Source organism: Candidatus Tisiphia endosymbiont of Nemotelus uliginosus, assembly GCF_964264835.1.
In the GTDB taxonomy this organism is placed as follows: domain Bacteria; phylum Pseudomonadota; class Alphaproteobacteria; order Rickettsiales; family Rickettsiaceae; genus Tisiphia.
Map to the genome: position 1 here is coordinate 1165655 of NZ_OZ183485.1, position 14227 is coordinate 1179881.

General features: G+C 34.0%; 9 protein-coding genes and 1 pseudogene. 2 read left to right on the plus strand and 8 right to left on the minus strand.

The window, feature by feature from the left end; genetic code table 11:
* Window positions 1-92: 92 nt before the first annotated feature.
* The 8 genes from fumC to ACFELV_RS05185 all read right to left on the minus strand — a co-directional run bounded on the left by fumC (window position 93) and on the right by ACFELV_RS05185 (window position 9055).
* Window positions 93-1475 (minus strand): class II fumarate hydratase, encoded by a 1383-nt coding sequence (fumC, locus tag ACFELV_RS05145; RefSeq protein ID WP_375327039.1) that lies wholly within the window; start codon window positions 1473-1475, stop codon window positions 93-95.
* A gap of 13 nt (window positions 1476-1488) precedes the next feature.
* On the minus strand, window positions 1489-2157 hold the full coding sequence (locus tag ACFELV_RS05150) for a histidine phosphotransferase family protein (protein WP_375327040.1): 669 nt from the start codon (window positions 2155-2157) through the stop codon (window positions 1489-1491).
* A 52-nt stretch (window positions 2158-2209) separates the two neighbouring features.
* Window positions 2210-2662: a hypothetical protein gene (locus tag ACFELV_RS05155; RefSeq protein ID WP_375327041.1), complete on the minus strand. Its 453-nt coding sequence runs from the start codon at window positions 2660-2662 to the stop codon at window positions 2210-2212.
* A gap of 251 nt (window positions 2663-2913) precedes the next feature.
* The gene (gene sdhA, locus ACFELV_RS05165) at window positions 2914-4689 is read right to left on the minus strand and encodes a succinate dehydrogenase flavoprotein subunit (RefSeq protein ID WP_375327042.1); all 1776 of its coding nucleotides are present in this window, start codon (window positions 4687-4689) and stop codon (window positions 2914-2916) included.
* Between the two features lie 62 nt (window positions 4690-4751).
* Window positions 4752-5150, minus strand: a complete 399-nt coding sequence (gene sdhD, locus ACFELV_RS05170; RefSeq protein WP_375327043.1) for a succinate dehydrogenase, hydrophobic membrane anchor protein — start codon at window positions 5148-5150, stop codon at window positions 4752-4754.
* Between the two features lie 12 nt (window positions 5151-5162).
* Window positions 5163-5558 carry a succinate dehydrogenase, cytochrome b556 subunit gene (sdhC, locus tag ACFELV_RS05175; protein WP_375327525.1) on the minus strand — a complete coding sequence of 132 codons (396 nt, stop codon included), beginning with the start codon at window positions 5556-5558 and terminating at the stop codon, window positions 5163-5165.
* Between the two features lie 79 nt (window positions 5559-5637).
* Window positions 5638-6609, minus strand: coding sequence for a quinolinate synthase NadA (gene nadA, locus ACFELV_RS05180; protein ID WP_375327044.1), 972 nt, complete (start codon window positions 6607-6609; stop codon window positions 5638-5640).
* Between the two features lie 19 nt (window positions 6610-6628).
* Window positions 6629-9055 carry a DUF3971 domain-containing protein gene (locus ACFELV_RS05185; RefSeq protein ID WP_375327045.1) on the minus strand — a complete coding sequence of 809 codons (2427 nt, stop codon included), beginning with the start codon at window positions 9053-9055 and terminating at the stop codon, window positions 6629-6631.
* Between the two features lie 357 nt (window positions 9056-9412).
* Between ACFELV_RS05185 and ACFELV_RS05190 the strand changes: the two genes are divergently transcribed.
* Together ACFELV_RS05190 and dnaE are read left to right on the plus strand one after the other, a co-directional pair.
* A complete protein-coding gene (locus ACFELV_RS05190; RefSeq protein ID WP_375327046.1) occupies window positions 9413-10849 on the plus strand; it encodes a UDP-glucose dehydrogenase family protein in 1437 nt (478 codons plus the stop codon).
* 11 nt (window positions 10850-10860) lie between these two features.
* A pseudogene (dnaE, locus tag ACFELV_RS05195) lies at window positions 10861-14169 on the plus strand (DNA polymerase III subunit alpha); the annotation flags it as partial.
* Window positions 14170-14227 lie beyond the last annotated feature (58 nt).

Here is a 14227-nt window from a genome sequence, read left to right on the forward strand (position 1 = left end):
AATAATACTTCACTCTTTAAATTTTTAATTATTTAGATTAACCTGCCTTTCAGGTTAGTTTTACCTTTAATTCTCTATAAAAATGCTTGTTTTTACACCATCTTTTCTACTATTACTATTTTATCAAATTCATCATGTGTAAGAAGCTGTAATTCTATCGCAGCTTCTTTTAAGGTAATACCATCTTGGTAAGCCTTTTTGGCAATTTTTGCGGCATTATCATATCCAATGTAGGGATTTAATGCTGTTACTAACATTAATGATTGCTTGATTAATTTATTGATATTGTTGAGGTTTGGTTCAAGTCCAATAATACAATGCACTACGAAACTGTTAATGGCACTAGACATTAAATCTATGGATTGTAAAATATTATGTATGATTACCGGTTTGAAGACATTTAATTCAAGATGGCCATTTGATCCGGCGATAGTAACTACAACATTATTGCCCATAATTTGAGCGCAAACCATGGTTAATGCTTCCACTTGGGTGGGGTTAACTTTACCTGGCATTATAGAAGAACCGGGCTCATTCTCGGGTAAATGTAGCTCACCAAAGCCGCATCTTGGTCCTGACCCTAATAGCCTAATGTCGTTGGCAATTTTCATTAGGCTTACCGCGATGGTGTTTAAAGTTCCTGAAAATTCGACTAAGGCATCATGGGCAGCAAGGGCTTCAAATTTATTAATAGCAGTCTTAAACGGATAATCTGTGTATAAAGCTACTGTATCAGCAAATTTGACTGCAAACTCTTTGGGACAATTAATGCCAGTGCCTACGGCCGTTCCGCCTTGTGCTAAATAATATATTTTTTTCAGAGATTCTTCAACTCTTTCTATTGAATAGGTAATTTGCGTAACATAGCTTGAAAATTCTTGCGCTAAAGTTATAGGTGTTGCATCTTGTAAATGAGTACGACCTATTTTGATTATTTTATCCCAATCTTTCACTTTTTTTTCCAGCTCTACTTGTAACAATATTAAGGCAGGTATTAATTGTTTCTTAGTAGCAAGTACAGTTGCTATATGCATAGCAGTAGGAAAGGAGTCATTAGAAGATTGTGCCATATTGACATGGTCGTTAGGGTGAACAGGAGTTTTACCCCCTTTTTTGCCTGTTAGTTGCTCATTAGCGATAGAAGCTATCACCTCATTCATATTCATATTAGTTTGCGTGCCAGATCCTGTTTGCCATACTACTAAGGGAAACTGATGATCGAACTCTCCTTCTAATATTCTGGTAGCAGCATTATCTATTGCTGCTGCTACTTCTGGCTTTAAATTTCCTAATTCTCTATTCACAGATGCAGCACATTTCTTTAAAATCGCTAGAGCCTTGATCAATTGAATAGGCATTTTTTGATGGCCTATTTTAAAATTCTCAAGAGATCTTTGCGTTTGTGCTCCCCAATAAAATTGTTCCTCTATTTTTACTTCTCCTAAGGAATCAGTTTCTATTCTATAATTTGTCATACACTTTATTAATTTAATTATCTTTACCTTTGAGAACGTATTCTATCGAGCCCATTGCCGTGTGAATTTCCAGCTTATATCCAAACTCGGTAGTCAAATAATAAGTATAATATTCATGAATATTTTCTACATTAATATTTTTAGCATCGCCTTTGCCAAGTAGAATATCAATTTTATCCTCATAAAACTTCAGTTGTTTATCTATTACCATAACTTTGATCTCAAGGGAATTATTATTTTTTACTTCTAAATTAACCTTGATAATACCCTCTTTTTTTAAGCTATCTGTTGCTATAAAAATTAAGCACATAATCATTTTACTTATACTGTCTTTAATGGTAGTAGTGGTAAAGCCTTGAAATATAAGTTTTATATTGTTATTTTTTAGTTTTAAAAAATTTATACTTAATTTATTAATTTCGCCAATCTCTATATTACTATTATCACAAGGGATAGAATATAAATGACGATAAAATTGTAAGCGTCCTATAAGTTTACCTATACTGCCTTGCACTAAGGTGATAGCTTTTTCTTGGTAATCTTTAGATTGTATTAAACGTACACTATTGTCTATTACCCCCATTAATCCTGCAAAATCATGGGATATTTTCTCATTTAAAGCCTGACATAATCTTATTGATAACACACTAATATACACCTTCAGTGAAAATGGTTGAGCCAAAAAATGTACAGTACAATTGACTATAGTGGGATTATGAGACTATCTGTAGGCTCTATTCGCCTAATTCTTCAAGTAATCCTCGACAATAACCACGCTGCATAGCTTCTTTTTTATATTCTTGCAGATACTTTGTTAAATGAATTAAGATCTTTTCAGCAAACGCTCGTAGTTCTCCCTGATATTCTGCACTGGCTAACAATTCTAATATTGCTTTGTCTCCAGATTGCTTAAATCCTAACCCTTCTCGATCTTCTTCATCAGCAAATATTCCTTCTATTATAGAGAAAATTAAATCCTGTAGGCCTGGACTAAGAGCTCTCCACCCATAGGGCAAGAGTTCTTCAGTACTCCAGCTCCACCTCAAAAGATCAAAAGTATAAATAGTATATTGTATATCTTGCGCTACTAAATTACCAGACAGCCATTGATTGCAGATTTGTCTAATCACTGGTATTGCACTTTCCCTTTGCGGTATTTGCTTGTTCCATGGTGTTGCAGTTTCCATTTGTGTCCCTTACTTTTATACTTCCAAGCTAGTTTAAATTGACCTAGCTTGGAATAGACTTTTTTCGAAACTCTACTCGAGATGGTAATTTGTACGTCGAATCTAGGCTCAAATCCTCACAGACACTTAAGTACGCTGCGGTTTGAAGCGAAGAGTTGACTTCAAATTCCCTACCAGAAGTGAGTTTCGAAAAAAGTCTAAGGTTACTTTTTTTATCCAGCTTTTCTCTTTGGACAATAAAGCCTTTAACTTTAATAGACTCTTTTAGCAGGCGGGATTGCGGCTACTTCGTTAGATAGAGTGGTAAGAGTGACAGGTTTGTAATCCACTATCACCTCCCCTTGCTCATCAATTAAAGCTAAAGTATGTTTCATCCATTCTTGATCGTTACGTTCAGGATAATCTTCTCTAGAATGAGCCCCTCTACTTTCTTGCCTATTAGCTGCAGAATATATAGTGATTAAGGCCTGATCTAACAAATTAGATAATTCTAACGCTTCCACTAAATCACTATTCCATATTAAAGATTTATCATTTACTTGTATATGGTTATACTCGTTTCTTGTTTGTTTAATTAATGCTACTCCTTCCTCTAATACTTCTTGGGTTCTAAAGACGGAGGCATGGCTTTGCATAATTCTTTGCATTTTTAGTCGTAAAGCAGCTACTGGGATATCACCCTTGCTATCACGTATATTATCAAATCTGCTAATTATTTTATCTAATATAGAGGTAGGTAAAGTTTTATGTGGCATTTCAGGTTTAATAATTTCAGCAGCTTTTAACGCTGCGGCTCTGCCAAATACTATTAAGTCCAGTAAAGAATTAGAGCCTAAACGATTAGCTCCATGTACTGACACACACGCAGCTTCTCCTATTGACATTAAGCCAGGAATAATCTGATCTTTATTAAGCACTTGCCCATGGTAATTTGTCGGTATCCCTCCCATATTATAATGTACTGTTGGTAATATGGGGATTGGTTGCGTCGTCACATCAATACCAGCAAAAATCTTGGCTGTTTCTGAAATACCCGGTAAACGTTCATGCAAAATGTCAGGTGCTAAGTGATTTAAATGTAAAAACACATGATCTTTGTGTTCACCTACTCCTCTACCTTCTCTAATTTCCATGGTAATAGCTCTGGACACTATATCTCTGGAAGCAAGGTCTTTAGCAGCTGGAGCATATCTTTCCATAAATCGCTCGCCGTTAGAATTGACTAAATACCCGCCCTCTCCTCTTGCCCCTTCGGTTATTAAGCAACCAGAACCATATATGCCTGTGGGGTGAAATTGAATAAATTCCATATCTTGTAGAGCAATAGCGCTCCTAGCTGCCATTCCGCCTCCATCTCCCGTACAGGTATGCGCGCTAGTGGCAGAGAAATAAGCTTTACCATACCCGCCAGTGGCTAATACTACTATATGAGCATGAAAACAATGCAGGCTGCCATCATCTAAATTCCAGGCGAGTACTCCTCTACATTCTCCATTATCCATTAATAAATCAATAGCAAAATATTCTACAAAGAACTGCGCTTTGTTTTTTAAAGCTTGCTGATATAAAGTATGTAATATTGCATGGCCTGTACGGTCTGCTGCAGCACAAGTTCTTTGAGCCGCTTTACCTGTTCCATAGTTAGTGGTCATGCCCCCAAATGGGCGCTGATAAATTTTTCCTGCTTCAGTTCGGGAGAAAGGTACTCCATAATGCTCAAGTTCAAGCACTGATGCTACTGCATGTTTGCACATATACTCAATTGCATCTTGGTCTCCTAACCAATCAGACCCCTTAACAGTGTCATACATATGCCAGCGCCAATCATCTTCTCCCATATTACCAAGAGCGGCGCTAATGCCTCCTTGCGCTGCTACTGTATGACTTCTTGTTGGGAACACCTTACTAATACACGCTGTGCGTAACCCCGCTTTTGCCATGCCAAACGCAGCTCTCAGCCCGGCTCCTCCTGCTCCTACTATTACTACATCGAATTTATGGTGAATAATATTATAAGATTTAGGCATTTAATATGTTCCTTATGGCGATACAATTTAGAATTAGCAGGAATAATATTCTAAATTGCTGTTTATAGTAATGGTTCAGCTATAATCATAGTATAAAATAGTGCTACTATAAATGATACGGCTGTTATAATACAAAATATTTGAAGAGATACAATTAATCCAATACGAAGCTTGATACAATGAATATAGTCTTCAATTATAACCTGCATCCCAAGCATTGAATGATAAAGAGCTGTCAATACCAACACCCCTAATAACATTATATTATAAGGTTTTTGTAAAATGATAATAATGGTTGGCAAATCCTTATTAATGATTTGCTTTATCAAAAATATTAGCCAGATAGAGCAGGGTAGTAAAATGATAGCCGTGATTCTTTGATACCACCAATGAATAGCACCACTTTTTGCTGCACCTGCCCCTTTAGCTTTTGCTAGGTCTGTTCTTAAATTCTCAATCATTATTTTCCCAAACTATAAAATTATTATTAGTCCAAAAATTAATGTCGTCAACAACGAGCAGATTATTACAGCCCAACCAGTTAGGTTAATAGCTCTAATAGAAAAACAATATCCACTATCCCAAATTAAGTGACGTATACCATTAAATAAGTGATAAGACCAGGCAAAACTTATACCTATTAAAGCTATATTTAGTAAGCTGCCTTTGAAATATTGTACATATTCAACACTAAATTTATTAAAGGCTAGGATAATAAAACACCATACTAATATAGCTAAGCTTGCAAACAACCCTATTCCTGTGATGCGGTGGAATATAGATAAAACTGAACTGATCTGTTTTTTATATATAGTTAAATGAGGAGAAACAGGTCTATTATTATAAATTTCCTGCCTTGTTTTGGTCATAATTGGCCTTAAGTTAACTTCAGTCATATAGTAATAGTTTTAATCAATTCTTGCAAGCAAATGAGTATGTCAAATTAGCTTATTTACTTAACTCTAGCATTCTATTTAAAGATAGCCTGGCTTTAATGACCACCTCATTATCTAATTTAATTTCAGGATATTCATTCACCATACAAAGATATAATTTCTCCAGAGTATTCAGTTTCATATAAGGACAATTACTACAGCTAGTACAACCAGCTTGATTAATGGAAGGTACTTCATAAAATTTGCTACCAGAACTCTGCCTGTGCATTTGATGAATAATGCCTGGCTCAGTAAGAACAATAAATTCAGCCCCGTTATTGGTGGTGACATATTTCAGTAAAGCAGAGGTGGATCCTATATAATCTGCATATCTTAATAAATTACTAGGGCATTCAGGGTGAGCAATAATTTGAGCGGAAGGGTTATTTGTACGAAGCTTGATTAACTCTCTTTCAAAAAAATTCTCATGGACAATACATGAACCATTCCATAATTTCATAGATCGATTTGTTTTTTTTATTAGGTAATTTCCTAAATGTTTATCAGGAGCAAAAAGAATCGGCTGATCTTTTGGGATGGAATTAATTATTTTTTCGGCACTAGAGGAGGTAACGATTATATCAGATAAAGCTTTTACTTCAGCAGAACAATTAATATAAGTTATAGCAAGGTATTCGGGATTGTCTGCTCTAAATTTACGAAAATCTTTAGCAGAGCAGGATTCTTCTAGAGAACAGCCTGCTTGCAAATCTGGCAGCAACACTTTCTTAGTGGGGTTAAGGATATAAGCGGCTTCTGCCATAAACTTAACCCCACAAAAAACTATTATATTAGCTGAAGTCATAGAGGCTTTCTGAGATAATTCTAATGAATCGCCAATAAAATCAGCAATATCTTGAATTTCAGCATCTTGATAGTAATGAGCAAGAATTACCATATTTTTTTCTGCTTTAATCCGTAAAATTTCTTGCTCCAAATCAAGATAAGGATCAATATCAGAAGGAAAGAGAGCGTATTTTTTCATATTGGATCAACATTAATTCTTAATATTCCAGTTCAATGGAGTAAGGAGCTACCTTTGAAAATATTTTACCAACGACTGGAATTTTGGTAATAAGGTTACTCACAAAAAAGAATGATGGTATAACGTTGCCTTTAATTTTTATTTGACGCCTGTCAGTTTCAATTATACCGTGCATTGTAAAATCAAAAAATGGACCTTCAGCTGCACTATTAGTAATTTTAACAGTATTACCTATATAACTAAACTTACCCTGCATATGAGTAAACATAATATCTTTATTATTTAATATAAAACTCATAAAGCCTGGAAAAGACACAAACGATACTATTCGTGTAAGAAAAGACATATCTGTAATAATAAACTGCTTTATATCAAATGTCCCGTTTAAAATTGGTATTATTTCACCTTTTTTTACTTCCTGTCTTTTGGTTTCAAGATTTAAATTTATGGTGCCAGTTTTCATATTATTATACATACCGATGCCTTTGAATAGAGCCCCTGCATTATTGCAACTAATAAACCATTGCTCTTTATCTTGTTTATCGGTAAGTAACATTTCCAAAGATTTAGTGCCTATTTTAGAGAATAAAGAGCCAGAAAAGCATTTCGTTTTATCACAATCAATTTGCAGGTTAAAATCATTAAGCCATATATTATTTTGTAGCCGAATCTTATCTATTTGCACTTTCAAATGTATATTTTTGGTATCTGCAGATTTTTCTAAAAATTGCATCATGTTTGAATTAGATAAATCTAATTGTTTACCCTGTATTTCAGCGTTTAAGTTATCTTTATCTAATAGTAATCTGGCAGTTAAATTAGTTTCTCCATAACTAATGGTTGGTAAAGTGATCTCATGTTGATCATAAGATAGTTGAATTTTACCAGCAATTTTTAAGTTATTTTCTCCTGCAAGATTAATATTGAGTCCGTTCTTTAAATTGTTTTCTAGATTTCCTAACAAAGTTAATTTTGCGTCTTGTCCGAGTTTTTTATGGATAGAAATTTTATCAATATAAAATTCTAAATTTTTGAGATTTGCACTAGCAGAAATGATAGATTCTCCGTTGTTTTGGGTCTTATACTCACAATCTAGAATAGTTCTACCAGCCAGTAATTTTATTATTCCAAATTGTTGATGGTTGCCCAGAATAGTAGTTTTTATTTTTAATAAATTTTGGTAATTATCTTTTTTATTATTAGTAATATTGTGTTGATATATAAAATTACTATTATTATCGTTAATTTTCCCTACCCCCGCTACTATTACTTTATCTCCATCAAATGATCCGGTAATTTGGGCATTTTTTAATACGATATTGTTATCAAATGCACTTAGGTTAGCATTAGGAATCACAGTAGAAATATTATAAGTATTTTTAGTATTTGGATTAATTGGTATGATTATGTCGATTTTGGAATTGGCTTGCCCAGTAATTTGTTTGAGATCAATTCCTTGGTTTTTGGTGGTTTGATAATCTTCGGCTGGGATAAAATCAATTAAATCTAATGCTGCCCCTTGCGCGCTTGCCTTAACATTAAAATGCGAATCTTCTATTCCTGTCCATTCAAAAGTTATTAAGCCCGACAGAAAGCTATCGCTACTATATGCTTGGTTTACCACAAAGTTAACTTTTGGGCCAGATATCGTAATCTCAGTATCTACTTTTTTAAGAGCGGGAAAGTCTGGATCATACTTATATTCCAAATCTATAATACGTAATTTGCCCTTGACGGTTTTTTCTGAAATGTCCGATGGTACAGAATTATTATCAAAGTTTAAATTAAGCTCTCCTGTTCTAATATAACCGTCCTTAATATATTCTCGTAAGAATAACACTATCTCATTATCCGGCAAAAATTTTTCGGCAATTTTATAAATCATGATCGGAATATTCTTAATATTAGCTTGCACTTCAACTAAATTATTATAAATTGTCCCCTTTAAGAGTAAATTAGCTTGATCGCTAAAAGTAAATTTGCATTCTGCTGATTTCTCAGAGACTGGCTCCCGCTTATTTTTATATAAGCACACACCTGTTCCATCTGGCAGATATTTACCATATGAATCAAGTAAAGTAATATTTTTAATAGGTGAAAGGTTTATTACTGTTTCAGTGTTATTTTTAAATAGCTCTATTATATGTTTAACGGTGATAACAGTGTTGATTATAGGTTGGTTATTTTCAGAAAGTATTACTAAGCTATCCATGCTAGCCACATTAGTTATTAGTGGAATACTAGTTAAGTTACTGATAACCAAATTAATTTTAAAATTAGTGATTTCTCCCCTAGTATTATGGGCTAAATCCATCAATATTTTGTCAATTGATAAAACATTATTTCTGATTTGCAAATTACCAATTTTTATTTTAGCATTTGCATGGTTTAAATAAATTTCTATACCCTTCTTTATTGGCGTATCTAAATAACCTCTACTTACCATTAATATTAACAAATATAAAACTATAATGGTGGTACAAAGGACTATGCTTAAATTAATAAAAAAATTTCTGATTCCAACCATTTTACTATTTAATTCTAAAAAATTATATATTATTTTAATAAGTCATGCTTCAGATAAGAATCAATATGATGATTTCCCAGATACAGTTAATTAGAAAGTGTTCTTATTAATTTTTTCACTTTTTTAGCACCGTAGCTATTAAAACAGTCTAACATATCAAAATTGTTGCACAAGTTATAGTCACAATTTTGATTTTTTCATTAGACTTCCTGAATAAATCGAAAATAGTTGAGCTTAGTATAATATTAAGCTGTAAACCAAGGGGTAAGTTGCTTTATGAATATTACTTTTATCGGTACTGGTTATGTGGGGTTAGTATCAGGGATCATGATGAGCTATCTTGGGCATAATGTCACTTGTTTAGATACTGATACGCAGAAGATTGCTCAACTAAAAAACAATATATTACCAATTTACGAACCAAAGCTTGAACAGTATTTAGCACCATTAATAGAATCCGGGCGGTTAAAATTTACAGATACTTATAATTCAGATTTACACTCTTCGGAGGCGGTATTTATTACTGTAGGTACTCCTCCTCTTCCTTCTGGAGAAGCAGATCTACAATATATTTTTAGGGCTATAGATAGTTTTAGTCATTGGATTAACCAGGATTGCCTGATTATTATTAAATCCACAGTACCTCCTACCACTTGTAATCAAATCATTACCTATCTACACAAAAAAAATCTACATTTCCCTATTGCATCCAACCCAGAATTTTTAAGGGAAGGTAGTGCGGTAGATGATTTTTTAAACCCAGATAGAATTGTCATTGGTACAAATAGCAAAGCTGCAGAAGATTTACTCCGAGAAGTTTATCTTCCTTTAACTACTAAAAATGCAAAAATAGTAAGTACCGATTTAGTCACTGCAGAGTTGACAAAATATGCCTCAAACTCTTTTTTAGCAACAAAAATTGCTTTTACTAATGAAATGGCAAATTTATGTGAGCAAACGGGTGCCAATATAAAAGAGTTGACGTTAGCTATGGGAATGGATAACAGGATAGGGAAAGAATTTTTAAATGCTGGTCCCGGTTTTGGCGGTTCATGTTTTCCTAAAGATCTTCTAGCTCTTGCGCAGGTAGCTCAAAATTTTCATACAGAGTGTCAAATCATTGAGTCAGTTATAAATAGTAACAACCAAAGACCCTATGATATGGTTAAAAAAATTTACGCTATTATAAATAATTCCTCTATTGCTAAGCATATTGATATCGCGCAGCTTCAAACTTCTGCAACCTTATGTGGGCATAAAGGGCAATTGCAAGGAATAAAATACAATTTGCCTGCTGAAATAAATTTTAGTAATAAGACTATCGCAGTTTTAGGTTTGACTTTTAAGGCTGGTACTGATGACATTAGAAGTAGTGCAGCGATTAAAATTATTAAAATCTTGCTGGATCGAGAAGCTAGAATTCAGACATTTGATCCTATGGGTATGCTGCATACTAAAAAATATCTAGAAGCTTTAAACTATAAAAATATATTTTTTGCAACAACAGCTCTTAAGACATGTCAAAATAGTGATGTAATATTAATTACTACTGAATGGCCAGAATTTAAAACTCTAGCTTGGGAAACTGTAAAAACTCAAGCTAAAAACCCTATAATTATTGACCTACGCAATATTCTCGATGGAGATCATCTAAAATCCATAGGATTTAGTTATCATTGCATTGGTCATGGTAAGGAATTTAAGGAAATATAAGATATTACTATATGCCAGTTGATTTTGTTCATTTAAGAACTCAAAGTTCATACTCGTTTCTTGAAAGTGCTCTGACTATTGAGAGCATAGTGGAACTAGCATGTAAGCACAAAATGCCGGCAATTTGTTTGGCTGATAGAGGTAATTTATTTGGCTCATTAGAATTTGCCTTAAATAGTTCAAAAGCTGGAGTACAGCCTATAAATGGCGCTATTGTGAATCTTGCCTATGTGGAAGGTGAGTTTTGTGAAATCCTATTAATCGCTAAAGATGCAATTGGTTATAAAAATCTTTTGCAACTTGTTAGCGATAGTTTTACTAAAAATGATCGTAAAATTTGTAATCATATAACTTTTAATGACTTGGTTCAATATCAGGAAGGATTAATAATCTTATCTGGTTATACTGAAGGGGTGGTGGGTAAAAATCTAATTGCTAAGAAAGAGGAAGTGGCAATTTATTGGGCTACTAAGCTACAAAGTATTTTTGGAGATCGGTTCTACTTTGAAATTATGAGGCATAATTTAGTACTCGAACAAGCTATAGAAGAAAATTATATAAAGATAGCAAGTGACCTAGCTATTCCCTTGGTTGCAACTAATAAAGTATTATTTAGTAGCATTAATATGCATGATGCTCATGATGTTTTATTATGTATAGCAGCAGGAGTCAATAAAGAGGTAGATAATCGTAAAAGAGCTAGTACAGGTTGTTACTTTAAATCGTCCAAGGAGATGTGCGAGCTTTTTAAGGATCTGCCGCAAGCAATAGAAAATACGGTTAATTTAGCTCAAAGATGTCATTTTATGGCGCATCCTAATCCAGCAATGTTACCAAATTTTACTCATCAAGATATTAATGAGATAGAGCTAATCAAACAAGAGGCGCAAGCAGGCTTACTATCAAGGTTAAATATTAAATTTAAATGGGAAAATACCCCAAGTGATCGGCAGGAATCTATTACCGCTCAATATTTAGAACGTTTAAATTATGAGCTAGATATAATTTGCGGTATGGATTTTTCTGGCTATTTCCTGATAGTATCTGATTTTATCAAATGGTGCAAGAAGCAAGGGATCATGGTAGGACCTGGGAGAGGTTCAGGGGCAGGGTCTGTAGTTGCTTGGAGCCTGTTAATTACTGATCTTGACCCTTTGAAATTTGGTCTATTATTTGAGCGTTTTCTAAACCCTGAACGTATCTCAATGCCAGATTTTGATATTGATTTTTGTCAGGAACGACGAGAAGAAGTAATTAATTATGTGCGCTCTAAATATGGAGATAATAAAGTCGGACAAATTATTACCTTTGGTAAGATGCAAGCAAAGGCGGTAATCAAGGACGTATCAAGAGTCTTAGGGCTGCCTTACAAATATGCAGAGAACTTAACGGAACTTATTCCCTTTAATGCTGTTACTCCTGTGACCTTAAAGCAGGCTATACACGAAGTAAAGGAGTTAGGTTTAGCTGCCCGTGGTAAAGGTTTATATAATTTAGAAGGGCAGGAAGAATTAATAAAGCAGGTATTGGAAACATCTTTAGTATTAGAAGGGCTTCATAGGCATGCCTCGACCCATGCTGCAGGAATTGTTATAGCAGGTAGAGATTTAGTAGAGATAGTACCTGTATATAAGGATCAGAACTCTGACATGTTGATAGTACAATATTCGATGAAATATGCAGCAATTGCTGGCTTAATTAAATTCGATTTTCTAGGGCTACAAACTCTTACTGTAATTACTAAATGTCTAGAACTATTACAAAAGCAGCATATAGAGGTTGATTTTACGAATAGTCTATTTGATGATCAAAAAACTTATGAGTTGCTTTGTGAAGGCAATACTGTAGGGGTGTTCCAATTTGAAAGTCCGGGTATGGAATCCGCTTTAAGACGTCTAAAGCCTGATTCTATTCAAGATATAATAGCGCTAGGAGCATTGTACCGTCCTGGTCCTATGGATAATATCCCTACTTATATCGCCTGTAAGCATGGGTTACAGCAACCAGATTACTTACATGAAATGCTTACCCCAATTTTAGAAGAAACTTACGGAGTAGTGATATATCAAGAACAGGTACTAGAAATCGCTAAAATAATTGCTAATTATACACTAGGGGGGGCCGACCTACTACGTAGAGCGATGGGGAAAAAAATCAAATCTGAAATGGAGCAGCAAGAAGAGATTTTTGTTAAAGGTGCTATGCAAAATAATATTTCGCGCCAGCAGGCTCAGACTATTTTCGCCACAGTAGCTAAATTTGCTGGCTATGGTTTTAATAAGGCTCATGCTTCAGCTTACGGGGTAATATCTTATCAAACAGCTTATCTTAAAGCCAATTTCCTTGCTGAATTTTTAGTGGCTTACTTGAATTTAGAATTGAATAATCACGATAAAATCAATTTATTTATTCAAGAAGCTAGGAATAATAATATTCCTGTTATTCCTCCTAACATTAACCTCTCTACTGGTTATTTTAATATTGTTGATAGTGAGCAGAAATCTATAGTGTACGCTCTTGCGGGCATTAAAAGTGTTACTCTTAATTTTAGTAAAATATTAGAGGTAGAAAGAGAAAAAAATGGTAAATTTAAAAGTATAATAGATTTTATGGAGCGCTTACCATTAAAATCTATTAATCGGAAATTATTAGAAAATCTTATTAAAGCTGGATGTTTTGATCAATTAAATAATAACCGTAATCAATTACTGTTAAGCATACCTAAGCTGCTTGCTTATGCTGCTTCTTATCACACAGAACAAATTTCTAATCAATTTAGTTTAATTAAAGTTAATACTGCCAGCGGTCAAATATTAGTGGAGGTTAGCGCTATAGATAATACAGATGTATCCCTACATGAATTTGAAGTATTAGGCTTATTTCTGACTATGCATCCGTTAAGCAAATATCATGATTTACTATCACGACTTAATGTTTTAACTTCTTTAACTTTAGGGAAAGATATAGAGCACGGTTCGAAGCCAATAAAAATTGCCGGCATAATACAAAAAAAAGATTCACGTATGTCAGGGCGTGGCCGGTTCATAACCTTACAATTATCTGATCAGTTTGGTATTTTTGAATTAACCATTTATAGTGAAGAAGTGCTCAAGTCTTTTGTACATTTACTGAATGTCCAGAGTTTGGTGATTGCTCATTGTGACTTATTCAAGGATGCAGGAGGGGTGAGATTGATTGCTAGGAGTTTCACCACCATAGATGAGATAATAAATGCCTCTCATTCCGAGATAAAACTTTATCCGCAAAATCCTCGTGAATTAGAGAAGATAGTTAACTTACTTAAAAGCCGTGCTCCGCATCAGTCCAAAGTGCCAGCGGCGAGTCTAAATAGCGGTGAATATAATAATGACATATACT

Bases quoted from the DNA above. Each gene is read 5' to 3' on its own strand.
- fumC (WP_375327039.1), bottom strand. From the start codon at position 1,475: ATGACAAATTATAGAATAGAAACTGATTCCTTAGGAGAAGTAAAAATA.
- ACFELV_RS05155 (WP_375327041.1), bottom strand. From the start codon at position 2,662: ATGGAAACTGCAACACCATGGAACAAGCAAATACCGCAAAGGGAAAGT.
- sdhA (WP_375327042.1), bottom strand. From the start codon at position 4,689: ATGCCTAAATCTTATAATATTATTCACCATAAATTCGATGTAGTAATA.
- sdhD (WP_375327043.1), bottom strand. From the start codon at position 5,150: ATGATTGAGAATTTAAGAACAGACCTAGCAAAAGCTAAAGGGGCAGGT.
- sdhC (WP_375327525.1), bottom strand. From the start codon at position 5,558: ATGACCAAAACAAGGCAGGAAATTTATAATAATAGACCTGTTTCTCCT.
- nadA (WP_375327044.1), bottom strand. From the start codon at position 6,609: ATGAAAAAATACGCTCTCTTTCCTTCTGATATTGATCCTTATCTTGAT.
- ACFELV_RS05185 (WP_375327045.1), bottom strand. From the start codon at position 9,055: ATGGTAAGTAGAGGTTATTTAGATACGCCAATAAAGAAGGGTATAGAA.
- ACFELV_RS05190 (WP_375327046.1), top strand. From the start codon at position 9,413: ATGAATATTACTTTTATCGGTACTGGTTATGTGGGGTTAGTATCAGGG.